This window comes from Hungatella effluvii (assembly GCF_003201875.1).
GTDB classification, from domain to species: Bacteria; Bacillota; Clostridia; order Lachnospirales; family Lachnospiraceae; genus Hungatella; species Hungatella effluvii.
Genome location: NZ_QJKD01000019.1, coordinates 66,409 through 90,494, shown reverse-complemented (window position 1 = coordinate 90,494; position 24,086 = coordinate 66,409). Strand labels below are relative to the sequence as shown.

Sequence of the window (24,086 nt, the reverse complement as noted above, 5' to 3'; positions counted from 1 at the left end):
TGTTTTGCAGAGATTGGAGGGACTATGAAAAACCGTGTGATAAGAAGGTTACTGGGAAGTCTGTTTGCATGTATGATGGTATGTTCACTTGCCGTATTTCCGGCTGCTGCAGCCGTCTCTTCCGGTGCGGAGGAGGCTGATGAGTGGCGTTTGGTATTTAATGATGAGTTTGACGGTGATGCTGTTAATACACAGGTTTGGAACCGTTTCCCGGCGGCAATTGACAATGAGGACTACTTTTTTTACGGGAGCACTTCAGAAACAGTCGTTTGTCCTGAAAATGTCTATGTAAAGGACGGCAGTCTTCATATACTGGCAGAGAATAACCCCATTGATCTGGGCGATGGTGTAGAACATAAGTACCGCACCGGAATTCTCCAGTCAAGGAATAAAACAGAACTGAGCTACGGGCTGTTTGAGGCAAGAATTAAGATGCCTGATCTTCCTGGCAGCAATCCTGCATTTTGGCTCATGCCCCATAAGTATGAGGATGGATTCTCTTTTATAGGTCTTGAAAATTCAAAAGGGGAAGAGGGATACGGTGCCGAAGTGGATATCCTGGAGCATATATACACAGATGGAAATGCCTATCAGTCCACGGTGCATTGGGGGGGATATGGAGACGGGCATAAAAGCTGGACAGCTGTTCCCAAGCCGGTAATGGAAGGAGATCCTTATGACTGGCATGTATTTGCAGTAGAATGGTCGCCATCTTCCCTGAAATTTATGGTTGACGGAGCTGTGACGGCTGTTTATTCCGGAATCGCAGTACCGCAGGGGCCGGAATTCCTTATTCTCAGTCTTGGTATGGGCGGAAGCTGGATAGGAACTCCGGATGAATCAAGGCTGCCCGCGGAGATGCTGGTAGATTACGTCCGGGTCTATCAAACAATCAGGTGATTATTATAAAATAGTTAATAAGAACAGTGGTCTGGTTTTGGATATTAAGGGCCGTCTGACCACGGATCAGGCTCCAATTATCCAGTGGAACGATACGGGGCATGATAATCAGCAGTGGATCTTCACAGCTGTAGATTGAACGGTGGGACAGGCGCAGGAAAAGAACAAAGATTCTTACCTGCGCCTGCGTTTTTTATCTTCAATGTTATAGTGCTGTGCTGAGAAACGGATAGCGTGCCGGAGGAACAGCTGCTTATGAAGAGGGATATAGTCCGAATTCCATTTGACATTTGTCCGAAAAGTTTTTACAATGAAGGTTATTAACGGAAAGCAGCGATGATGTGAGGGGGAGGAAACTATGCAGGAAATTTACCACAATATATTTCAGGAGACGATTTCCTATTCTGACCGTCACATGAGTCCCCGCAATCTCTATCTGATCCGGCAGCCCGGGCGCAGCCTGATGGTGGATACCTCCTTCCGGTTTGAGCGGGACTGGGAGATTCTGAGCGGTATGGTAGAGGCGCTTGGAGTGTCCTATAAGGATTTAGACGTGTTTATTACCCACGACCATCCGGACCATACGGGGCTTGTGCCGGCTTTGCAGGAGCTGGGGGCAAGTGTGTTGATGAATCCGGAGGAGACCAGGAAGCGGGCAGACCTGCTTCACTGCTATCTGGCGGATGAAGAGTCGCGCGTACAGAATTTGCGGACTGTGGGTGTGACGGAAAAGGATACGCCGGAGGTCTATCAGGCTATTATGGAATATACCGGCCGCGCTTATGCGGAACGGGGAAAGGCCCAGGATTTCAGCTTTATCCCGACCTGCCCCGGTGAGACCCTGGGCTATGGGGAGTATGGATTCGATGTCGTTTCTTTAAAGGGTCATACGTTCGGACAGTGCGGACTCTATGAGAAGACACGCGGATTGCTGTTTTGCGGGGATCAGATTATGACTACCATTGTGCCGATCGTGGGCAGCCAGCAGAAGGATCTGGGACTTTTAAAATGCTATATGGAATCTCTCGGCGATATGAAGCACCGATATGCGGACTGTCGGATTCTGCCCTGCCATTACGGTCCCATAGAGGATGTGGAAAAGGAAGCCAACCGGATTATTCTCGGCTATCTGGATAAATGCGAAATCATGAAGAGGATACTGGAAGAGGATAGGGGATTTATGACCACCCGGGATGTCGGCGTTCGAGCATACGGAAGAAGCCAGGGACCGCCTGATTACCGCCATTTCGTCTCCTGTACCCAGATTTGGGCGAAGACTTTTTCCTGTTTGGAATTTATGTATGGGGAAGGGCTTGTGGAGAGAAACGAGCGGGAGGGAATTATTTACTGGAAATCCTAGCTATGGAAAAATTTAAAAAACCAGTTGACAAAACTGATTCTATCGTATATACTTAATACCGTTGCGAAAGCAATATGCGCCGATAGCTCAGCTGGATAGAGCGTCTGGCTACGGACCAGAAGGCCGCGTGTTCGAATCATGTTCGGCGCATTAAAATAGGGTTCCAAATAGAAAAGACATCCGATTGTGGATGTCTTTTCTATTTTTGATTAACATTCTAGCTTATTTCAATTCGTCTTTACTGCAAATGCCCATCAATCCCTATAGTAAATACGTTACAGGGGATATCTTTCCCACTGTTTTCCAGCGCGCGTTCCACTGCAAATTGAATTCCGCCGCAGCAGGGAACTTCCATACGGGTTACCGTTATGGAGCGGATGTCATTTTCACGCAGGATTTCCGTCAGTTTCTCGGAATAATCCGTGCTGTCTAATTTCGGACATCCGATCAGAGTGATGTGGTCCCGGATAAAATCGTGGTGGAAATTACCATAGGAGAAAGCGGTGCAGTCCGCTGCGATCAACAGGTCGGCATTGGCGAAATAGGGGGCGTGGATGGGCGCCAGTTTAATCTGGACCGGCCACTGGGACAGGCAGCTTGGAACGTCTTCCGGTCCGGCCTGGTTCCGGGCCTGCTTGGCCTGCTGTACAGCGGAGTGATCGTAGGCAGGCGCTTCGCGCTCTACAAAGGAGATGGCCCCTGCGGGACAGGCGGGCAGGCAGTCTCCCAGACCGTCACAGTAATCCTCTCTCGTTAAAACTGCTTTTCCGTCTATCATCTGAATGGCTCCCTCGTGGCAGGCTTCGGCACACAGTCCGCAGCCGGTACAGGCGTCTGTATCAATGTGAATGATTTTTCTTATCATGTTTTTTCCTCCTTGACTCGATAGCTGTATCATACTATACTAAAAAATAAATGTATGTTGTTTTTGCAACGAAATTGAAAATAAATCGAAATGGCGGAGTACGATGGTTTCATTATTTGACGGGATTGAAAATGGGGAACTGGAACAGCTGCTTCCGTGTCTTGGCGGAAGAAGAGTTTTATTTGATGAAGGAGAGTACATCTTAATGGCGGGCGACCGGGCGGATCAGGTAGGTATGGTTCTGTCCGGCAGCGTGCTGGTATTTTCCGACGACTTCTGGGGCAACCGGACCATACTGGCCCATGTGGAGCGGGGAGGTCTGTTCGGCGAGGCGTTTTCCTTTGCGCGCGTGGAGTGTCTGCCGGTCAGTGTGACCGCCGCGGAGAAGACGGAGGTGCTCTTTATCAACTGTGAGAGAATTATAACCGTCTGTCCGTCCGCATGTGAGTTTCATAACCGTCTGGTCCGCAATATGCTTAAAATCCTGGCGGAAAAGAATATGACGCTGACGCAGAAGATCGGCCATATGGGAAAACGCACAACCAGGGAGAAGATTCTTTCTTATTTGTCGGAGCAGGCAAAGAAGGCGGGAGGGGAGTCCTTTACTATTCCGTTAAACCGTCAGGAGATGGCTGATTATCTGGCCGTGGACAGGAGCGCCATGTCGAAGGAGCTGGGGCGGCTGAAGGAGGAAGGACAGATAGCCTTCCATAAAAATCAGTTTCAGCTGCTGAAAGCGGAGCTGCGGTAGTCAAAAAACGTGGCAGGCAGCGGGGCAGCCAATTTTTAAAGCCGTGAACGGCAGAGCAGACTGGACAACCGAAGCCAGAGGGACTGCAAACCGGCCAGCTGAGGCCAAAGGAGCCGCAAACCGGCCAGCCGAGGCCGGAGGGGCTGCAAACCGTAATAAAATGACGTAACAGTTCAGACGGCGGGAAAAATGGTGCAAAAACGGACGTTGAGCTGGCTCATAAGGCCGTCTTTGCACCATTTTTTACATCGGATGAATATCCGATGCTTCTTGACCGGATTTTTCGGTCAAGAAGATGAGCCGTCTGAACTGTTATAAAATTACCGAAACAGAGGGAAATAGCGCTTGCTTTTTTTGTGAAATTTATTATACTTATACATAAGATTATATTTCATAAAGAATACGGATCAGTCGCAAAATCAGGTGCAATGAGGTAGCTGTAGGTGGTAGGTGCAGTGCCTCTTTTTTTCTATATGAAAATTCGACAGGCGTAGAGAGGGGACTTATGCGGTTGACAGGCAGTCTGGAAGAGGAAGTGACCGAGAAGATCAGGAGACTTCCGGGAAAAACGGGATTTTATTATGAAAACCTTGTGACCGGTGAGCGGGCGGCGCATCACGAGGACGAACGGATGATGGCCGCCAGCGTTATCAAGCTGTTTGTGATGACAGAAGCATTTGTGAGGTTCGAGGAGGGGACTCTGAGTTCCGACAGGATCATCCGCATGAAGCGGGAGGACTGTGTGCCGTCCTGCGGGGCACTTACGTATCTCCATGACGGAATCGAAGTGACGGTTCTCGATCTCGTGACGCTGATGATTATTTTCAGCGATAATACGGCGACGAATGTACTCATCGATCTTCTTGGAATCGAGGAGATTAACCGCACGATCAGGCGGATGGGATACCGCGATACGGTGCTCCAGCGGAAGATGTACGATACGGAGAAATCAAAGCAGGGAATCCAGAATTACATAACGGCAGCGGAGACGGGCCGTCTGCTGCGTGAGATGTATCAGGGCAGACTGGTGAGCCGGCAGGCCAGTGAAAAGATGATTTCTATTTTAAAGAACCAGCAGCTGTGCAGCAAGATTCCGTTTTATCTGCAGGCACTGCCGGAGGAACCGGAAATCGCCCACAAGACAGGGGAAGACTGCGGAATTACACATGATGTTGGAATTGTATATGCAAAACAGCCATTTATCGTGTGCTACTGCGGAAACGATACCGATACGCCGGCATATGAGCGCGTGATGGCGGAGACTTCCCTGTGGCTGTACCATAGAAATTCGGAGGTTAGAGTATGAGAATTGCGAAGATAGAGACAGCGGAAGTGAATATTCCGCTTGTAACGCCGTTTAAGACGGCTTTGCGGACCGTGAACAGTGTGAATGATATTGTGGTCAGGGTTACCGCGGATGACGGCAGAACGGGCTTTGGAGAGGCCCCTCCCACTGCTGTGATTACCGGGGATACGAAAGGCTCCATCCGGTGTGCCATCGAGGAGTTTATTGCTCCGAATCTGATCGGTATGGAGATCGATAACCTGGACGGCATGATGAAGAAGCTTCACGGCTGTATGGTGAAGAATACATCGGCCAAGGCGGCGGTGGATATGGCGCTCTATGATCTGTATGCGCAGTCCTGCAGGAAGCCTTTGTACCGGATTCTGGGAGGCAGCAGGACAGAAGTGGAGACAGATCTGACCATCAGCGTCAACGGTGTGGACGAGATGGTGGAGGACAGCATAAAGGCGGTTAAACAGGGCTTTCGAATCCTGAAAATCAAGGTGGGAAAAGAAGGCGTAAAAGATATCCGGAGAATCCGGGAGATCCGGGCGGCTGTGGGGCCGGAGATCCGGCTGCGCATCGACGCCAACCAGGGCTGGACGGCCAAAGAGGCCGTTCGCATCATCAGGGCCATGGAGGATTCGGGAATTGAGATGGATTTAGTGGAACAGCCGGTGAATGCTCATGATTTTGACGGGATGAAGTTTGTGACGGCCAATGTGGCCACACCTGTCCTGGCGGATGAAAGCGTGTTTTCTCCGGAGGATGCGGTTCGGATTATCCAGAACCGGGCGGCGGATCTCATTAACATTAAGCTGATGAAGACCGGCGGGATCTATGAGGCGCTGAAGATCTGTGCCATTGCGGAAAGCTACGGAGTGGAGTGCATGATCGGGTGTATGCTGGAGAGCAAGATCGCGGTCAGCGCGGCGGCTCATCTGGCGGCGGGTAAGGGGATTATTACCCGTGCGGATTTGGACGGTCCATCCCTCTGTTCCACCGATCCGTATACAGGGGGACCGGTTTATGAGGGCGCGGTCATCCGAATGAATGACAATGACGGGATCGGGATTACCAGAGTTCCCGCATTTGAGCCGTAACTGGCGTAATCGTATGGAAACTAATCCCGCAAGGGTTAGAATATTAGGAACATGGAGGAAAACTTATGAAGAAAAGAAGATTGACTGCGGCACTGCTCTGTGCTGTTCTTGCTGCTTCGACCGTGCTCAGCGGATGCGGCGGTAAAAAGACGACGGAAGGCGGCTCTGCGGCTGCTGGAACGGAGGCTGGGAAAAACGAGGCCGGTAAAGGCGAAGACGGGGGAAAACCCGTCGTGTACACAGAGCTGTATTCGGGGGAAGTTACAACATTAAACTATCTGGTTTCTGCGTCAGAAGCGGATTTTAAAACAGCAGCATATTGTATCGATACGCTGATTGAGTACGACAGTGAAGGCAAGATCCGTCCGGGACAGGCGACGGAATGGGAATATGACGAGGCGTCCAAGACGTGGACCTTTCATTTAAGAGAAGCCAAATGGGTGGATAACACAGGCGCGCCGGTAGCCGACGTGACGGCACAGGACTTTGTCGACGCCATCAAATACCAGCTGACACCGGAATACGAGAGCGGAATTGTGCAGAATCTGTTCGGTGTGATAGCAAATGCCAAAGCCTATTACAATGGCCTTGTATATAACGGCGGAGCCGATGAGGACGGTGTGGTATGGAATGCTGTCGATTTCTCCGAGGTGGGAGTAAAGGCAGTGGATGACCATACGCTTACCTATACGCTGGAGACGGAAGTGCCGTATTTCCTGTCTTCTCTGGCTTATATCGTCTATATGCCGGCTTATGGACCTCAGCTGGAGGAACTGGGCAAGACGTTTGCAACGGCCGCAGATAAGATGTACTACAATGGTTCTTACTATATGTCGGAATTTTCTCCTCAGGAGCGCCGGATCTATAAAAAGAATACATTAAACTATGATGCGGACATCGTCTATATCGATGAAATACAGAAGATTTACAATGCGGAATCGACTACGATCGGACCGGAGATGATCAAGCGCGGTGAGATCGATTACGCGGAAATCACAGCCGATATTCTGGACGACTGGATGAGCAACGAGGATACAAAGAATCTGATCAGCCGTGAGAGGCCGAGAAACAGCTACTCCTATTTCTATTGCTTCAACTTTGATCCACAGTTCGATGCAGAGTATGAGCCGGATAACTGGAGAAAGGCTGTGAATAATGAGAACTTCCGGAAGGCCCTCTCTTCCGCTCTGAATAAGACCAAGGAAGTCGCTGTGCTGGAGCCGAACGTTCCGGAAGATTACGTGATCAATACCATCACTCCGGCGAAGTTTACCTTCAATGCGGATGGAACCGATTTTACAGAGATCGGCGATATGGCGGCTCTGGGAGATACCTTTAATGAGGCGAAGGCCGTGGAGTACCGTGATCTGGCAAAGAGTGAGCTGGCGGCCGAAGGCGTGACCTTCCCGGTGAAGGTGCTGCTGCCGTACAATCCTACCGAGGTCAACTGGGATAAGGAGTGTCAGGTTGTGGAACAGCAGATGGAATCGCTGCTGGGAACTGATTTCATCGATATTATCGTGCAGACAGGTCCAACCGACGGATTCCTGACTGAGATCCGCCGTAACGGAAAGTACGCAATGTTAAAGTGTAACTGGGGCGCCGATTACGCGGACCCGGAGACATGGACCGATCCATTCTACCAGGCGAAAGGCGAGAGCGGCTACGATCTGGGCTACAAGTATGCAAACCTTGCGAAAGCCATTGAGGATGGAACCCCTTCTGCCGACGCTGTATTAGAGTATTTTACAACGATTGAGGAAGCCAAGGACATCAAGGTGGATATCAACGCCCGCTATGAGGCATTTGCCAAAGCGGAGGCCACTCTGATTAATCATGCGCTTGTCGTGCCTTTCAGCATCAGCGTAAGCAAATATCTTGCGACGAAGCTCAATGTGTTTGAAGGCCAGTATGCGCCGTTTGGTGTGTCCAACTTAAAGTATAAGGGCCAGCATCTGCAGGATCATTATATCTCTATGGAAGAGTTTGAGGCGAATAAAGAGAAAGCAGGCCAGTAGAGCGGAGGGCGGATGCTTACCGGAACATTTACTTCGGTAAGTATCCGCATCACTGCGGAAATAAGTAAAAATGTTCTCGGAAATAGATGTAATTTACGAAATTGCCGATGACATCTGCTTCCGAGAGTGTTTTTATAAAAGAAATTACAAAGGAGTTATGTTGCTGATGCTAAAATATCTAGGTAAAAGAATTGCGCGATCGTTTCTTACTCTAATCATTATTCTGACTGTCGTTTTCTGCCTGCTTCGTCTGATGCCCATTGAAGGCTATTTCACCAATTTCGATAAGCTGACTCCGCAGCAGATCCAGGTAAGCTTACAGGAGATGGGACTTACGGATCCGCTTCCGGTTCAGGTGGTACGCTTCTTTAACGATCTGGTGCACGGAGATTTGGGGGTATCCAGAATTTACCGGGCAAATGTGCCGGTAGCGGAGATTCTGGCCGATAAGGTTCCGGTGTCCATTAAGCTGGGCGTCCTGTCCATGATTGTTTCGCTGTTTGTCGGGCTTCCCATGGGAGCACTGATGGCGCGGTACAAGTACAGATGGTTTGACAAGCTGGGGACGTTATTTATCGTCTGTATCCAGGCGGTTCCTGCGGCGGTCTACTTCCTTTATATCCAGCTGTACGGAACGCAGGCGCTGGGAGTCGGTCTGCTGTTTCAAATCGATGATCCGAAGTACTGGATTCTTCCGGTTGTCTCCATGTCTTTAAATAATATCGCATTTTACGGCATGTGGCTGAGGCGCTACATGGTGGATGAGAGCAATAAGGACTATGTGAAGCTGGCCAGGGCAAAGGGCATGTCCGAGGGCGGCGTCATGTTCAAGCATATTTTCCGAAACGCCTTTGTTCCGCTGGCCCAGTACATACCGACCGCATTTTTGAATACGGTCATCGGCTCCATCTATATCGAATCCTTATACAGCATTCCGGGAATGGGCGGCCTGCTCGTCACGGTGATTAAGAAACACGACAATACCATGGTTCAGGGAATCGTGCTCCTCTATGCCTGCGTCGGTGTTATGGGGCTGCTTTTCGGCGATATCCTGATGGTTCTGCTCGACCCGAGAATCAGCCTGAGCAAAAAGGGAGGTGACAGATGATGAAGCAGTTTTCTTACCGCCATACGAAAGAGGCAGAGCTGATGGACAGCATGGAACAGGCGTCAAAGGGCGCCCCACAGACCGATGAGGAGCTGTTCTCCTTCGCTGGATTTAACGAAGCGGAAGTGGAGCGGACCGGCTACAGCAACTATTCCTACTGGAGCAGCACGTTCCGGGCTTTCTTAAAGAATAAGGGGGCGGTTGTTCTTCTCGTTCTCCTGCTCCTTCTTCTGGCCTTTACCTTCATTCAGCCGCATCTTCCGGGTCAGTATGATCCAAACACGATCGTTAATGATGAAGCGGGGATGCAGTATCGCAATATTCCGCCCGGAGACCAGTTTATTCTGGGAACAAACTCCATTGGCCAGGATCTGTGGGCCAGAATCTGGGCGGGAACCAGAACCTCCCTGCTGATTGGCTTATCTGTGGCACTGGCGGAAGCTTTGATTGGCATCACGGTCGGCGTCATCTGGGGTTACGTGCGGAAGGCTGATTTTATACTGACTGAGATTTATAATATTATAGACAACATACCGAATACGATCGTCCTGATTCTGATTTCCTATATCTTGAAGCCGGGGGTGAAGACACTGATCTTCGCCATGTGCCTTACGGGATGGATTCAGATGGCGCGTTTCATCAGAAACCAGATTCTGATTATCCGTGACAGGGATTACAATGTGGCCAGCCGCTGTCTCGGCACGCCGACGGCGAAGATTATCATAAAAAACCTGCTTCCTTATCTGGTGTCGGTTATCATGCTGCGTATGGCGCTGACGATTCCGTCCGCCATTGGAAATGAGGTTTTTATCACATATATCGGTTTGGGGCTTCCGGTCAACATTCCAAGCCTTGGCAACTTAATCAATGAGGGCCGCGCCCTCATCACCAGCCCGGCGCTCCGTTACCAGCTCATATATCCGACCATCATTCTTTCGTTCGTCACTATTTCATTCTATATTATCGGCAACGCGTTTTCCGACGCGGCTGACCCGAAGAACCATGTGTAGAAGACAGGACAGAATTGCATAAGCCTTGCTGTAAGCAGTGCCTGATATACGCGCCAGGTGTGCGTCTGCGAAGCGACGGCGTAGTGGGCTACGGTTAGCTTCGCAGACGTGCACCTGGTGTGGATAGCGGGTGCTGGTTGCAGTAAGACTTGTGCAATTCTGTCCTGAGACAGAACGGATCAATCAGAAGGAGAAAAGGAATGCCAGAGAAGATACTGACGGTAGAAGATTTAGAGATTAAATTTGAACTGAGAGGAAAGACTCTGCATGCAATCAGAGGAATTTCCATGGAATTACATAGAGGAGAGATCCTGGCCATCGTGGGCGAGTCGGGAAGCGGAAAATCCGTGTTTACCAAGTCCTTCATGGGACTTCTGGACCAGAACGGCCATGTGACGGCGGGGAAGGCCACGTATTACGGTGCGGACAACAAAGAGCCGGTGGAACTGACTTCCTTAAAGAAGGAAAAGGAATGGCTGAAGATCCGGGGCCATGAGATCGCCATGATTATGCAGGACCCCATGACCAGCTTAAGCCCGTTAAAGACGATCGGCGTGCAGATTATGGAGGCGGTGCTGCTTCATCAGAATGTGAACCGTGCCGAGGCGAAGGCCAGAACGCTGCAATACCTGGCGGATGTGGGAATCAGTGAGCCTGAGAAACGGTTCAGCCAGTATCCCCATGAGTTTTCCGGCGGCATGCGGCAGCGTGTGGTGATCGCCATCGCCATTGCCTGCAACCCGCAGATTTTAATCTGTGACGAGCCGACAACGGCGCTGGACGTGACGATCCAGGCACAGATACTCGATCTGATCAAGGAACTGCGCCACAAATACCATTTATCCGTCATCCTGATTACGCACGATCTGGGCGTGGTCGCCAATATCGCGGACCGCGTGGCTGTGATGTATGCGGGAGATATTATCGAGATCGGGACGGGCGAGGATATTTTCTACGATGCGAGGCATCCGTATACGTGGGCACTGCTCTCGTCGCTTCCGCAGGTGGGCGTGAAGGGAACGGATCTCTTCTCGATTCCGGGGACGCCGCCCAACTTATTTACGGAGATAAAGGGGGATGCGTTCGCGCCGAGAAATCCCCAGGCGCTAAAGATCGATTTTATCAAACAGCCTCCGTATTTCGATGTATCACCGACCCATAAGGCCAAGACCTGGCTGCTCGATAAACGGGCTCCAAAGGTGGAACCGCCTTCCGTGGTAGAAAAAATACGAAACGGAGGTCTGTTTTAATGGAGAGAGAAGTATTATTGGATGTAAAGGATTTAGACGTCACGTTCGGCGAGCGGAAGAAGCGGTATGAGGCGGTAAAGAAGGTCAATTTCAAGATCTACAAGGGAGAGACCTTCGGACTGGTAGGAGAATCCGGTTCCGGAAAAACGACCATCGGCCGGGCGATTATGAGAATTATCCCGTCGTCGGGCGGGGAGGTCATCTATAAAGGCGAGAAGATCAACGGCAGGATCACCGGAGAACTGGACCGGAAGGTAATGGGGGAGATCCAGATGATCTTTCAGGATCCCCAGGCTTCACTGAATGAGCGGGCCAAGGTGGATTACATCATCAGCGAAGGCCTGATGAACATCGAGAAAGGGATCGGCGAGAAGGAACGGAAGAAGCGGGTGGATCAGGCCCTCCTCGATGTGGGGCTGCTGCCGGAATTTGCCAGCCGTTTCCCTCACGAGTTTTCGGGCGGTCAGCGGCAGAGAATCGGTATTGCCAGGGCACTTATTATGAATCCGGAGTTTATCATCGCGGATGAACCGATCTCCGCGCTGGACGTGTCGGTTCGGGCGCAGGTGTTAAACCTTCTGGCGGATATGCAGAAGAAGCGCGGGATCACCTATCTGTTTATCGCACACGATCTGTCGGTTATGCGGTTTATCACCGACAGAATTGCGGTCATCAGAAAAGGGGAGATCGTGGAGATGGCGGAGACGGAGGAACTGATTACTCACGCTATTCATCCATATACAAGGGCGCTGCTGTCAGCGATCCCCATGCCGGATCCGCGGCATGAGAGGGAGAAGAAGCTTCTGGTCTATGACGCCTCCATGCATCACTATGAGACGGATCCGCCTTCCTGGCGGGAGGTAAGGCCGGAACATTATGTGCTGGCTAACAGCAGCGAGTATGAGGCGTATAAGAAGCGCTACCGGTAAACAGGCGCGGAGGGGATCTTCGCCGAAATCATAGAAAAGGACCATATGGAAAGAGGAAAGAGGAAAGAGGCAGCAGGAAGGCGGCGCTTTGGCGCTGCCTTTCCTGTGGTTCAGGGAATTCCAGGGAGTCCGGAACAGGAGATAGAACGATGCAGTATGGAATTGTGATACAGCCGGTTGCAACTATTTATGAGATTCCGGCGGAGACTAGAATTAAGGATGGAATGACGCTGTCTGCTATTGCGGATGAGGCGATGTATGGAACGGGGCTTGCGATTACCGGGGCGGAGGTCACCGGGGCAGAGATTACCGGGAGGGAGGCTGCCGGGCAGGGATTTCTGCCGGTGCGCACGTTTTACGGTTATACGGGCTATGTGCGGAAAGAAGCGGTGAGGCTTGTCTCTTTAGAGGAAATGATGGCGTGGGAGGAAGGCGGTCTTATGGTGACCACAGCTTTCTGCGTCGATGTAGTGTCTGTGCCAAAAGTACAGGGGGTAAGGCTTGTCAGCCTGTTCCGGGGCGCTCTGGTGAGTGTAATACCGTATGAATGCGGGATTGAAGGCTGGGGGAAGGTGAAGCTGGCAGACGGCCGTTTCGGATACATCAGGGAGCAGTTTCTGGAAAACAAGGAGTTTTCGCAGGCTGGATTGTGGACAGAGGTGCTTCCGCAGAAGAAAATTGTGGATAAAGATGCATTTCGCCGCGCTGTAGTGGAGACTGCCAAGACGTATCTGGGGATTCAGTACCGGTGGGGAGGCCGTTCCACCGCTGGGATCGACTGTTCCGGGCTGACCTCGGTAAGTTATATGATGAATGGAATCCTGACCTACCGGGATGCAAAAATCGTGGACGGGTATCCGGTCCGCGAGATCGCATCGGGTGAGAAAAAAATGGGAGATCTGCTGTATTTCCCAGGACACATCGCCATGTATATGGGGAATGGAAAGTATATTCATTCCACCGGAAAGGCGGGAAGCGGCGGAGTGGTGATCAACAGCCTGAATCCGGAGGATGCGGATTTCAGAGCAGATCTGGCAGAGAGCCTGTATGCGGTGGGAAGTATTTTCTGACAGAGGAACCATGCCGTTTCGGGAGCGGATAGGTTTCAGGAACGGATAGTTTTTGGGAGCGGATAGGTATTGGGGCGGATAAGCAGCACAGCACTGATTGTTACGGTGACTCGTGCGCAGAGCGTGCGAGTGATCGTTCGCGGCGCAGAGACGGAAGAGGAGAAAGAGAATGGATAAGAGACTGACAATAGAGAAACGGATTGAGGCGGAGCTCATGAGTTATGATGGGACGATGGGGATCTACGCCGACGATTTTCATGGAAATGTTATTGCCATCGGCGCGGAAGAGCCGTTTGAGACGGCCAGTACCATAAAGACGTATATTCTGGCGAGTCTGTTTGACCAGGTGGAAAAGGGAAAAGCCAGCTTAGAGGATATGGTGGAATTTAAGGAGAAACACACGGTCGACGGCAGCGGAGTCCTGTGTGCGCTGGAGCCGGGTGCAGTTCTCCGGGTGAAGGACGCGGCCACCCTGATGATTATTGTCAGCGACAATGTGGCGACGAACATGATGATCGACTATCTGGGGCTGGATACGATCAATGCGTGCATCCACGGCCTGGGATGCAGGGACACGGTGCTGCACAATCCGCTTCATTTTGAGCGGTATGATAAGCTGGGAACATCGACTCCCAGGGATTACGCCAGCATTTTTACGAGGCTGGCGGCGGGGACTTTGATAAGCCCTGAAGCGGACGCGAAGATGCTGGAGATTTTTAAGAAGCAGCATTACAACAGTATGATTACAAAGGATTTTCCGGCTGTTTACATGGACAGCGACAATACGGATGATGTGATGGTGAATGTGGCCTCCAAGAGCGGCAGTATGAACGCCTGCCGAAATGACGGCGGCATCATATACACCCCGTACGGTCCGTATGTGCTGGTGATGTTCAATAAGAAGTTCAGCGACGCCATGTATTATCCGGCGCATCCGGCGACGGTGTTCGGCGCCAGAGTCAGCCGGATGCTGTTTGATCAGTTCATCGCGCTGGAAGGCCGTTTTCATTTATAGAGAGTGTCTGAAAATTGCCTTTTGTCAGATGTTTGTCACACGCCCTGTGATTCAAATCCTGCATGGTGGCACAGGATGTCAAATATCTTTTTTTCCTGGTAGAAGAACTGGTAGCGTACCTGGCAGGCCGCGCTCTCTTTTATGGTGCGGCTCATGCTTCCGAAAGAGGGCGCGGCCAGAGACAGGGGCTGGTCCTTAATCAGGTTGACGTGAAGCATCAGGCCGCCCTGGCTGACCAGAAGCTCGCGGTCGGTGAATTCCAGGATTTTAAGCCCTTTGTAGGTGGCGAGGCGGTATTCCTTTCCGCGGAATAAAACCGAACCGACAGAACCGTTAAAATGCGTTCCGGCAAAGGGAATATCGGCTACGGAAAGCATGACGCAGCAGGGTGCTTTCGTCTTCCTGTCGGTCCAGGTACACTGTGTCCACACGTACCGGGAGGGAAAGGAACGGCCCCAGTCTTTTTCAATGTAGCCGAGACCGCCGTCAAAGCTCAGCTTTTTCCTGTTTAAGACCAGCTGGCCGGACAGGCGGTGGGAGAGACTTAAGACTCCGTGGCGGCACTGCATGAACGGAACGGCGCAGAAAGGCCCCATAATATCGTAGCTGGGCGGTGTAAATGGCCCATAGGAGAGGTGACCGGTCAGTGTCACCTCTTTTGTGGCAATATCCAGATGGATGCCCTGCTCTGAGAAGGTTGACGTGTCTAGGTTTACATAAAATAAACTGGAGGCCGCCTGAAACTGGTCGGCGGAGCAGGGGATCACCCACGACTCGGTATTGGTGATAATCTGGAGGGAGGCGGATGGCTTTCCCTGCCTGTCGATATGGTATGCCGGAATCAGGGCGAGTACGCCGTCCGGCGACTGATGTTTTAAGTACCAGCCTTCAAAGAAAGAGTGTTTTTTCTGATAGCCGTGAAAATATTTCATGAAGGGAACCTCCGTATTTTTTTGTGTTTTTTAGCAGATAGTACCATTTATAGTCTGTCCAGGCGCTGCGGAAACATTCACACTTGTTTCTTTTGACATTATCCGCTATAATGTGACATACAGGCCGTGAGAATGCGGCGTGTACAGAAGGTAAAAGCAAGGCATTAGCATGATGGAAAAGAATGTGAAAATAAATGAAAACTGAAAAACAGGCGCTGCCTGACCAAGGGATACTCATCTGTGAAGATGGGGATTTTTTCCCTTACAGGATATTGAAATCCGCCAGGCGCACGATGGCGGTCTCCGTTACCAGGGAGGGAGAGATTGTCGTGCGGATACCGGATCGGCTATCGTGGAAGACCGGCCATGAATTTGCGCAGCGGAATCAGGAATGGATCTTTGCGCACGCTTCCAGGATCAGGGAGGAACTGGAGAAACGGGAACAGTTTCACTGGACAGAGGGGGCTTTACTGCTCTTTCATGGAAGCCCCAGAAAACTCCATTTTGAGCGGGACTATGAGACGGAACGGTTCCGGGTATGCGATACCGGCGATAAATTTCTGGTATCCGGCCCCTTTACGGAGCAGGAGGAAGACGAGCCGCTTGTGAAGGCGGCCATGGAAAACTGGTACCGGAAGCAGGCGAGGCGTTTTCTGGAGGAGAGAACCGCGTGGTGGGCGGATCGGATGGGGGTGTCGTATCTGCGAATCGCCATTCGGGATCAGGCCACCAGATGGGGAAGCTGCAGCGCCCGCGGTAATATTAACTATAACTGGAAGCTGGTGCTTCTGCCCGTGGAGCTGGCGGATTACGTTGTAGTGCACGAACTGGCTCATCGCATAGAGATGAATCATTCAAAGGACTTCTGGAAAGTCGTTGAGAGAGAACTGCCGGATTACCGGCAAAGAAGGAGAAGACTTAAGGGTTATGAAAGTGAAATCAATCAGAAATATCAGGATTAAAACGAAGCTTTTGTTTCTGGGAGGAGTCAGCATTCTGGGACTCGTGTTTATCGGCGCGGAGTCCATTATCACGGCGAGACAGATTAACCAGGCCAGCACGGAGATTTCCCAGTCCTGGGTTCCGGCGATCATCATCGCGGAGGAACTGAATACCGAGACCTCGGATTACAGGATCAAGGAATTTTACCATGCCATAACCCACGACCAGGAGACCATGGATCATCTGGAAAAAGAGATGATGGCGGTCCGTGATGAGATCGACGCGGCTTTTACGGAGTATGAGCAGAATTATATTACGGACGAAACGGACCGGGAGCTGATGGAAAACGCCAGGGCCTATTGGGACCGGTACTTGGAATACAGCGACAGGCTTCTTCCGATCAGCCGGGGCAATGATAACGAGGAATCGCTGAAGATGATCATCGGAGAGTCCAGGCTCTTATTCGATGAGGCCAGCGGCAACTTTTTAAAGATGGCGGAGTTTAACCGTCTTGGAGCCGAGGCGGCCAGTGTCCGGGGCGATCAGCTTTATGCCAGGCTGGCCAGGGTGAAGATCGTTTCCATCTGCCTGATTGCGCTGATGATCACGCTGCTTGTCATCTATATCATTATTGCTATCGATAAGCCGGTTAAGGCGATTGTGGAGGGGACCAGAAGGGTCTCCAACGGTGACCTGGATGTGTACCTTCCCTACGATTCTGAGGATGAGATCGGAATTCTGACGGATTCCGTGAATCAGCTGATTGAGCGGCTGAAGAACATTATTGACGATGAGAAATACCTTTTCCGCGAGATCGGAAGCGAGAACTTCGAGGTGAAGTCTACCTGCGAACAGGCTTACAGAGGGGATTTTGCACCTATCCTGTATTCCATTGCCAGTCTGATGAGCAGACTGGATATTGCGAAGCAGAAGAAGGAAGAACTGAAAAAGCGGCTGGAAGAGCGGGTTGCGGCGGAGATGCTGGCGGAGAAGAAGGCGGCGGAAGAAGCGAAGCTGGCGGAAGAAGTGAAGCTGGCGGAAGAAGCGAAGCTGGCGGAAGAGAAGAAGCTGGCGGAAGAGAAAACGCAGGCAGAGAAAATGAAAACGCCTGATGCAGAACAGGCTGGTGAGGAGACGAAAAAGAATGGCAGCAGAACGATGGATGCTACAGACGAAGAAGGCAGACTTTCATGAGATGGCAAGAATCCATCATATTACACCTGTAACAGCGAGGATTATCAGGAACAGGGATATTGTGGGAGAGGAGGCGGTAGAGAAGTATCTCAGGGGATCATTAAAGGATCTGTACAGTCCTCATCTGTTAAAGGACATGGATCTTGCAGTAGAGATCCTGAAGGAGAAGACGGAGCAGGGAAAACGGATCCGGATTGTCGGGGATTATGATATAGACGGCGTCTGCTCTACGTATCTGCTTTACCGGGCGCTCACGAGAATCGGAGCCAACGTGGATTATGAGATTCCGGACCGGATCAAGGATGGCTATGGAATCAATGAATCCATTATCCGCGCCGCGGCTGAGGACGGAGTCGATACGATCCTGACCTGTGACAATGGAATCGCCGCTGTGGCGCAGATCAGCCTGGCGAAGGAACTGGGACTTACCGTGCTGATCACGGACCATCACGATATCATGCAGGAGGATGGCCATGATCTGCTTCCGCCCGCGGACGCGGTGGTCAATCCAAAACAGAGTGAGTGCAGCTATCCATACCCGGAGATATGCGGCGGAATGGTCGCTTATAAGCTTGTAAAGGCCCTCTACGAGGCATTTTCCGTTCCGGAGGAGGAATGGCTGTCCATGCTGGAATTTGCGGCGATTGCCACGGTGGGCGACGTGATGAAGCTGCGGGATGAAAACCGTATCATTGTCAAAGAAGGATTAAAAAGAATTGCAAATACGAAAAGTATTGGTCTTTTAAAGCTGATCGAGCGGAATGACCTGGATAAAGACCAGATTACCGCGTATCATATCGGATTTGTCATCGGTCCCTGTTTAAATGCAGGCGGACGTCTACAGACAGCCAAGCTGGCTCTGTCGCTTCTGCTGTGTGAGGACGGGGAAGAGGCGGACCGGCTGGCCATGGAACTGAAGGAGTTAAATGACCAGAGAAAAGATATGACGAAGCAGGGGACCGAGGAAGCCGTTGCGCAGGTGGAGGCGTGCTATCGTGACGATAAGGTTCTGGTGGCGTATCTGCCTTCCTGCCATGAATCTCTGGCGGGAATCATTGCAGGTCGTTTACGGGAGCAGTATCAGAAACCGGCCTTTGTATTGACGGATGGAGAGGAATGCGCGAAGGGATCAGGGCGGTCGATCGAGCAGTATCATATGTTTGAAGGGCTGGTGAAGGTAAAGGATCTCCTGCTTAAATTCGGAGGCCATCCCATGGCCGCAGGACTCTCACTTGAAAAAGAAAATATCGATGAATTCCGCCGCAGGCTGAATGAGGAGGCGGAACTTACAGAGGATGACTTTGTCCGCAAGATCTGGATCGATGTTCCCATGCCTCTCGATTACATAAATGAGCCTCTTATTGAAGAGCTGGAGCTATTGGAACCATTTGGACAGGGCAATGAAAAGCCGCTGTTTGCACTGAAAGGACTTCATATCAGAAGCGTGCGGGTGCTGGGAAAGAACCGGAACGCGGTGAAGTTTTCCCTGGCTGACGATAAGGGCGTTCCGATTGACGCCATGCTGTTTACAGACGGCGACGCATTTTTGGAGGAACTCGGCAGAAGCCGGGTAATTGATGTGATTTATTATCCGACGGTTAATGTATACAATGGCAGCAGGACTTTACAGATTATAATCAAAAATTATAAAATACCGGTTTGACGAAGGAGCAGGACGATGGAGAAAATCAGAGCCGCAGTGGTTGGATTCGGCGGTATGGGCCGCCAGTACGTACAGATGATTTATGACGGTGAAATCGATGGTATGGTACTTGCCGGAGTTTGCTGCCGAAATGAAAAGGGGCAGAATGAGATCAGGACAGTCTATCCAGGGGCATCTGTCTATCCGAATGCGGAGGCGCTGTTCGCATGCGGAGACGAATTTGATGCTGTAGTTGTCGTGACACCTCACGCCACCCATGTCGAGATCGGAAAGATGGCGGCCGCGGCGGGAAAGCATATCCTGTTGGATAAGCCGGCCGGGATATCGACGAAGGAAGTGAAGGGACTCATAGATACGGCAGACCGCGCGGGAGTCTGTCTGGGAATGATCTTTAATACAAGGATGAATCGCGTATTTTTCCGTGCAAAGGAGATGATCGAGCGTGGAGAACTGGGGCGGCTTAACCGCGCTGTGTGGATATCCAATATCTGGTTCCGTACTCCGGCCTATCACAATTCCGCGCCCTGGCGCAGCACATGGGAGGGAGAGCACGGCGGTCTGCTGATCAATCAGAGCCAGCATTTCCTCGATGTGTGGCAGTGGCTTCTCGGCATGCCGGACCAGGTTCTGGCAACGGTGGAATACGGAAAATACAGTGATATCACGGTAGATGACAGTATGGACCTCCAATTCTTCTATAGCAATGGGCTCCATGGAACTTTTATTGCCTCCAGCGGCGAGTATCCGGGAGTCAACCGGCTGGAAATCTGGGGGACGAAGGGAAGACTGTGCATCGAGGACAGCAGCCGGATTATATTTGACGAAAATGTGGTGTCTACGGATGAATTTAACCGTCTGAATCAGGATATCTATGGAATGCCGGAGCACCACGTAAGGGAGATTACGGTGGAGAAAAATGGGGCCGAGGGATATCAGAAGATCTTCCAGAATTTTACGGATCATTTGTTAAAAGGGGAACCGCTGCTTGCAACGGGAGAGGATGGACTCCGCGTACTGATGATTGCGAATGGAGCGTACCTTTCTTCCTGGCAGGGACAGCGGGTTGAGTTCCCGATTGATGATGAGAAGTATGCGGTTATGCTGGAGGAGAAGGTACGGGACGAACAGAAATCGCTGTCTCGTCTTGATTGATGAAGTGTTCAGGCTTAAATGCGAAGGGAATTTGATCTGTTTTTCTAATGGAGGATGGAACAAAACAACTTATTCGATCGCCACTATGAAGAAAAACGGCGCGGTATTGGAAAATGAAGTCCCGTATCGTGGAAAGATTACGCAGAGATATTGGATTGAGCTATATAGCTTTGGGACGGATTGTTTCTAGGTGATCTGATTAGGGAAGGAATGCTGTGAAAACAGCGTTCTTTTTTTTGAAAAATTCGCCTTTAGTGGAGGAATTACTCTTGACAAAGGTCTGGTAATGTGTTAATTTAAAGTTAGTAATACGTATTACTAATTCGAATTACTAACTTTAAGAAAAAAGGAGAAGGTAAAATGAAAAAAGAATGGAAACGGTTTACGGCACTGGCACTCGGCGCGCTCATGGTATTCCAGACAGCAGGCTGCGGCCCGCAAAAGGCGGCAGATACAGCTACGGTAAGCAGCCAGAAGGAAGCGCAGACGTCTGGCGAGGTCTCAAAAGAATCTTCTGCGGGGGGAGAAGAAAAGACGGAGACACTCCGGATGTTGAACTGGGGAAATACGGAGGAGGAAGCTATCGCCAATGATGCGATCGGCAGATTTAAGGAGAAGCATCCGGGAGTGGAGGTGGAACAGACCTGTGTTCCAGTTGATTCCTGGTCTGACTTTATCCAGAAGTGGATTACCATGAGCACCTCGGGGGAGGCGCCGGATGTGATTAATCTGGGACTGGAAGGCGCGAAGATGGCGGTCGCCAATGATTTACTGCTTCCGCTCGATGAGATTGTAGCAGGGGATGCAGAATTACAGAGTAAGAAAGAACAGTATGCGGAGTCGCTGCTGGAAGGATTCAGCGAGGGAGGGACGCTTTATGGGCTTCCTAGTGGAACACAGACCATGGTTATGTACTATAACAAGGATATTTTCGATGAAAAGGGCGTCGAGTATCCGAAGGAAGGCTGGACCTGGGATGAATTTATGGAAAAGGCTGAAAAGCTTACATTTGAAAAAGATGGAAAGACAATATATGGATACGGATTATCCAGTTCTTATTTTCAGCTGACACCGTGGTGGACCACAAACAGTGCATACCCGGTCAGTGAAGACTATGAGAAACCAACATTAAATTCACCGGCTATGCTGGAATCCATAACATTCTTAAAATCCATGGTAGATAAGAAGGTGACGCCGGACCCGATCAGCTCCGATGTTTATACGATGTTTTCTTCTGGTCAGCTGGCTATGGTAGGTGCTGGCAGATGGGTACTGAATACATGGCAGGATGCGGGAATGAAGAATTTTGACTGCGTACAGTGGCCGAAGAAGACGGAAGAGGGCAGTGTATATGGTGGTTCCGCATGGTGTATCGGTTCTATGACAAAGGAGACAGAACTTGCTGTCGAACTGCTGAAGGAAATGGTGGCAGACGAGACGTTAACTGCAGTAGCGGCGGGCGGACAGCAGATACCTCCGACAGAGAAGCTGGCTTGTGACACGGCAATCATGGGGACAGTACCGGATAACATTCTTGGGCTTTGGAAAGCAGTTACAATAGCCTCACCGGTTGCGGCTCCCGTATTCTTTGGTGATATCGAACAGGCGATGCTTCGTGGACTGGAAAATGTATTCTCAGGTTCCATGAGTGTAGAAGATGCCATGAATCAGGCACAGTCAGAGGTGGAGACGACGATTGCAAACAAGTAGGACAGTTCGACGAAACACTAGATTGGAGGAAGCGATGGCAGGAATAAAACGAAGACCAGGTAACCGAAGAAAGAAAAAAGAGGCTTTGACAGGGTATTTATTTACCCTGCCATCCTTCCTTGGATTCATAGCCTTTGTTCTGATTCCGGTATTCTGGGCCCTTATCATTTCATTTCAAAAATACAATGTATTTACCGGGGCCAGCACATGGAACGGGGTAAAGAATTATCTGCATATTTTACAGGATCCAAGATCTGTGACCACACTGGGGAATACTTTGTGGTATGCAGTCTTCGCAACGGTAGGAAACACAGCGGTGGGGCTTCTTTTAGCGATAGCTGTGGACAATAAGCTTCCGGGAAAGGTTACGGTATTCTTCCGATCCATCTATTTTTTTCCGTCCTTAATCGGCCTGGTCTTTGTAGCAATTATCTGGCAGTATTTTTTTCAGACGGATGCCGGGGTGATTAATTATTATCTGGGGAAGGTTGGAATCAGTAAAATCGGTTGGCTCAGTGACAAGAGCATGGCAAAGTTTTCTGTTCTGATCCTAGACGTATGGAAGAACTGTGGGATGTCCATGCTGCTTATCCTGGCGGGACTCCAGAATATCGACAGAGGCCTTTTAGAGGCAGCGGGCATCGATGGGGCTGGTCCTGTGCAGAAGTTCTTAAAGATGACTCTTCCCCTCGCGTCTCCGACCATTTTCTTTGTGCTGGTCATGAACGTGACGGGTGCGCTGCGTATTTACGAATCAGTTTATGTTCTGACAAACGGCGGACCGGGAGATTCCAGCAGAAGTCTTGTTATGCTTATTGCGGAAAAGGCGTTTACCTCATTCGATTATGGAATAGCTTCGGCTCTGTCCATGATTCTTCTGATTTTGATCGGGATCATTACAATGATTCAATTCGCGGGAAGCAGGTGGTGGGTACATTATGACTAAGATAATAAGAATAAAAGGAAAAAGGATACGTCCCGGACAGATTCTTCTGGCCATTGGTATGATACTTGTGGCCGTGATCATGATTGCCCCGTTTTTGTGGGTCTTCTCAGCGTCGCTGCGGACATTCAGTGATGCGACGGCACTGCCGCCCAAATGGCTTCCGCCTGCCCTCGGCGAGTGGAATATGAAGTATTTTGATAAATTATTTTCGGGACAGATTCCATTTTTTACCTTTATGCGGAACAGTCTGAAAATCAGCGCAATCATCACTGCTGGAATGGTATGTCACGGCGCGCTGGCAGGCTATGCTTATGCCCGTCTCTCCTTTAAAGGGAAGAATATGATGTTCGGGCTGATGCTGGTGGGGATGATGGTACCGGTGCAGGTGACGATAGTCCCTTTATTTAAGATTATGAATCTGCTGGGGGTTATCAACACGGCGACTGCCGTGACGCTGCCTTCTGTTTTTGGAGCCATGTGCCCGGGATTTGCGGGAGCATTTGGAATATTTATGATGAGGCAGTTTTTTATGACGGTGCCGGCTGAGATGGAAGAGGCGGCTACTATTGATGGGGCAGGCATTATCAGAACTTTTTTTGCCATCATGCTGCCCATGGCAAAATCGACGCTGGCGTCCCTGGCAATTATAGTTTTTACATTTGCCTGGAATGATTATTTTACTACATTTATTATGATTAACTCTACGGAAAAGCTGACGCTGCCCGTAGGAATTCTATCAATCAAACAACCGTTTTCCACAGGTGATAATGTTGTATTTGCCGCAGTTTGTCTCGCGGTGCTGCCGGTCCTATTCGTGTTTATTTTGGGGCAGAAATGGATCGTACAGAGCATGACACATGTGGGAGTGAAGGGATAAGAGGAG

Annotated in this window: 22 protein-coding genes and 1 tRNA gene; 21 read left to right on the top strand and 2 right to left on the bottom strand. The window is 50.5% G+C overall.

Features of this window, described 5'->3' with window-relative positions; translation table 11 throughout:
• Positions 1–24: 24 nt before the first annotated feature.
• From DFR60_RS25610 to DFR60_RS25595, 4 genes are all read left to right on the top strand, one after another.
• Entirely contained in the window at positions 25–900 is an 876-nt protein-coding gene (locus DFR60_RS25610) for a glycoside hydrolase family 16 protein (RefSeq protein ID WP_110325613.1), read from the top strand.
• A 37-nt stretch (positions 901–937) separates the two neighbouring features.
• Entirely contained in the window at positions 938–1,039 is a 102-nt protein-coding gene (locus DFR60_RS31525) for a hypothetical protein (RefSeq protein WP_432764130.1), read from the top strand.
• A gap of 219 nt (positions 1,040–1,258) precedes the next feature.
• Positions 1,259–2,260 carry an MBL fold metallo-hydrolase gene (locus DFR60_RS25600; RefSeq protein WP_110325609.1) on the top strand — a complete coding sequence of 334 codons (1,002 nt, stop codon included), beginning with the start codon at positions 1,259–1,261 and terminating at the stop codon, positions 2,258–2,260.
• Between the two features lie 76 nt (positions 2,261–2,336).
• A tRNA-Arg gene (locus DFR60_RS25595) sits at positions 2,337–2,410 on the top strand.
• An 88-nt stretch (positions 2,411–2,498) separates the two neighbouring features.
• Here DFR60_RS25595 and DFR60_RS25590 read toward each other — a convergent pair.
• Positions 2,499–3,125 (bottom strand): ATP-binding protein, encoded by a 627-nt coding sequence (locus tag DFR60_RS25590; RefSeq protein WP_110325607.1) that lies wholly within the window; start codon positions 3,123–3,125, stop codon positions 2,499–2,501.
• A 103-nt stretch (positions 3,126–3,228) separates the two neighbouring features.
• Here DFR60_RS25590 and DFR60_RS25585 point away from each other — a divergent pair, with 103 nt between their 5' ends.
• The 10 genes from DFR60_RS25585 to DFR60_RS25540 all read left to right on the top strand — a co-directional run bounded on the left by DFR60_RS25585 (position 3,229) and on the right by DFR60_RS25540 (position 14,664).
• Positions 3,229–3,876, top strand: a complete 648-nt coding sequence (locus tag DFR60_RS25585) for a Crp/Fnr family transcriptional regulator (RefSeq protein ID WP_110325605.1) — start codon at positions 3,229–3,231, stop codon at positions 3,874–3,876.
• A gap of 505 nt (positions 3,877–4,381) precedes the next feature.
• Positions 4,382–5,182: a serine hydrolase gene (locus DFR60_RS25580; RefSeq protein WP_110325603.1), complete on the top strand. Its 801-nt coding sequence runs from the start codon at positions 4,382–4,384 to the stop codon at positions 5,180–5,182.
• A complete protein-coding gene (locus DFR60_RS25575; protein WP_110325601.1) occupies positions 5,179–6,264 on the top strand; it encodes a dipeptide epimerase in 1,086 nt (361 codons plus the stop codon). The genes DFR60_RS25580 and DFR60_RS25575 overlap by 4 nt, the downstream gene beginning before the upstream one ends.
• 65 nt (positions 6,265–6,329) lie before the next feature.
• The gene (locus DFR60_RS25570; RefSeq protein ID WP_110325599.1) at positions 6,330–8,282 is read left to right on the top strand and encodes a peptide ABC transporter substrate-binding protein; all 1,953 of its coding nucleotides are present in this window, start codon (positions 6,330–6,332) and stop codon (positions 8,280–8,282) included.
• A 166-nt stretch (positions 8,283–8,448) separates the two neighbouring features.
• Positions 8,449–9,390 (top strand): ABC transporter permease, encoded by a 942-nt coding sequence (locus tag DFR60_RS25565; RefSeq protein ID WP_110325648.1) that lies wholly within the window; start codon positions 8,449–8,451, stop codon positions 9,388–9,390.
• Positions 9,387–10,400: an ABC transporter permease gene (locus tag DFR60_RS25560; RefSeq protein WP_207659574.1), complete on the top strand. Its 1,014-nt coding sequence runs from the start codon at positions 9,387–9,389 to the stop codon at positions 10,398–10,400. The genes DFR60_RS25565 and DFR60_RS25560 overlap by 4 nt, the downstream gene beginning before the upstream one ends.
• 200 nt (positions 10,401–10,600) lie before the next feature.
• A complete protein-coding gene (locus DFR60_RS25555; RefSeq protein WP_110325597.1) occupies positions 10,601–11,650 on the top strand; it encodes an ABC transporter ATP-binding protein in 1,050 nt (349 codons plus the stop codon).
• The gene (locus DFR60_RS25550) at positions 11,650–12,579 is read left to right on the top strand and encodes an ATP-binding cassette domain-containing protein (RefSeq protein WP_110325595.1); all 930 of its coding nucleotides are present in this window, start codon (positions 11,650–11,652) and stop codon (positions 12,577–12,579) included. Before DFR60_RS25555 ends, DFR60_RS25550 begins: the two co-directional genes overlap by 1 nt.
• Before the next feature lie 149 nt (positions 12,580–12,728).
• The gene (locus tag DFR60_RS25545; protein WP_110325593.1) at positions 12,729–13,649 is read left to right on the top strand and encodes a C40 family peptidase; all 921 of its coding nucleotides are present in this window, start codon (positions 12,729–12,731) and stop codon (positions 13,647–13,649) included.
• A gap of 169 nt (positions 13,650–13,818) precedes the next feature.
• Entirely contained in the window at positions 13,819–14,664 is an 846-nt protein-coding gene (locus DFR60_RS25540) for a serine hydrolase (RefSeq protein WP_110325591.1), read from the top strand.
• 35 nt (positions 14,665–14,699) lie between these two features.
• On the opposite strand, the gene DFR60_RS25535 is transcribed toward DFR60_RS25540, so the two are convergent.
• On the bottom strand, positions 14,700–15,596 hold the full coding sequence (locus DFR60_RS25535) for a tocopherol cyclase family protein (protein WP_110325589.1): 897 nt from the start codon (positions 15,594–15,596) through the stop codon (positions 14,700–14,702).
• Between the two features lie 230 nt (positions 15,597–15,826).
• Here DFR60_RS25535 and DFR60_RS25530 point away from each other — a divergent pair, with 230 nt between their 5' ends.
• The 7 genes from DFR60_RS25530 (at position 15,827) to DFR60_RS25495 (ending at position 24,080) form a co-directional block, all read left to right on the top strand.
• Positions 15,827–16,558, top strand: coding sequence for a M48 family metallopeptidase (locus tag DFR60_RS25530; RefSeq protein ID WP_243005183.1), 732 nt, complete (start codon positions 15,827–15,829; stop codon positions 16,556–16,558).
• Positions 16,524–17,732, top strand: a complete 1,209-nt coding sequence (locus tag DFR60_RS25525) for an MCP four helix bundle domain-containing protein (RefSeq protein ID WP_110325587.1) — start codon at positions 16,524–16,526, stop codon at positions 17,730–17,732. Before DFR60_RS25530 ends, DFR60_RS25525 begins: the two co-directional genes overlap by 35 nt.
• Complete coding sequence (gene recJ / locus DFR60_RS25520; protein WP_110325585.1) at positions 17,683–19,395, top strand: single-stranded-DNA-specific exonuclease RecJ; 1,713 nt, start codon at positions 17,683–17,685, stop codon at positions 19,393–19,395. Before DFR60_RS25525 ends, recJ begins: the two co-directional genes overlap by 50 nt.
• A gap of 15 nt (positions 19,396–19,410) precedes the next feature.
• On the top strand, positions 19,411–20,547 hold the full coding sequence (locus DFR60_RS25515) for a Gfo/Idh/MocA family protein (protein ID WP_110325583.1): 1,137 nt from the start codon (positions 19,411–19,413) through the stop codon (positions 20,545–20,547).
• Between the two features lie 360 nt (positions 20,548–20,907).
• Positions 20,908–22,257, top strand: a complete 1,350-nt coding sequence (locus DFR60_RS25505) for an ABC transporter substrate-binding protein (RefSeq protein ID WP_110325579.1) — start codon at positions 20,908–20,910, stop codon at positions 22,255–22,257.
• Between the two features lie 34 nt (positions 22,258–22,291).
• Positions 22,292–23,203, top strand: a complete 912-nt coding sequence (locus tag DFR60_RS25500) for a carbohydrate ABC transporter permease (RefSeq protein ID WP_110325577.1) — start codon at positions 22,292–22,294, stop codon at positions 23,201–23,203.
• Positions 23,196–24,080, top strand: coding sequence for a carbohydrate ABC transporter permease (locus tag DFR60_RS25495; protein WP_110325575.1), 885 nt, complete (start codon positions 23,196–23,198; stop codon positions 24,078–24,080). The genes DFR60_RS25500 and DFR60_RS25495 overlap by 8 nt, the downstream gene beginning before the upstream one ends.
• Positions 24,081–24,086 lie beyond the last annotated feature (6 nt).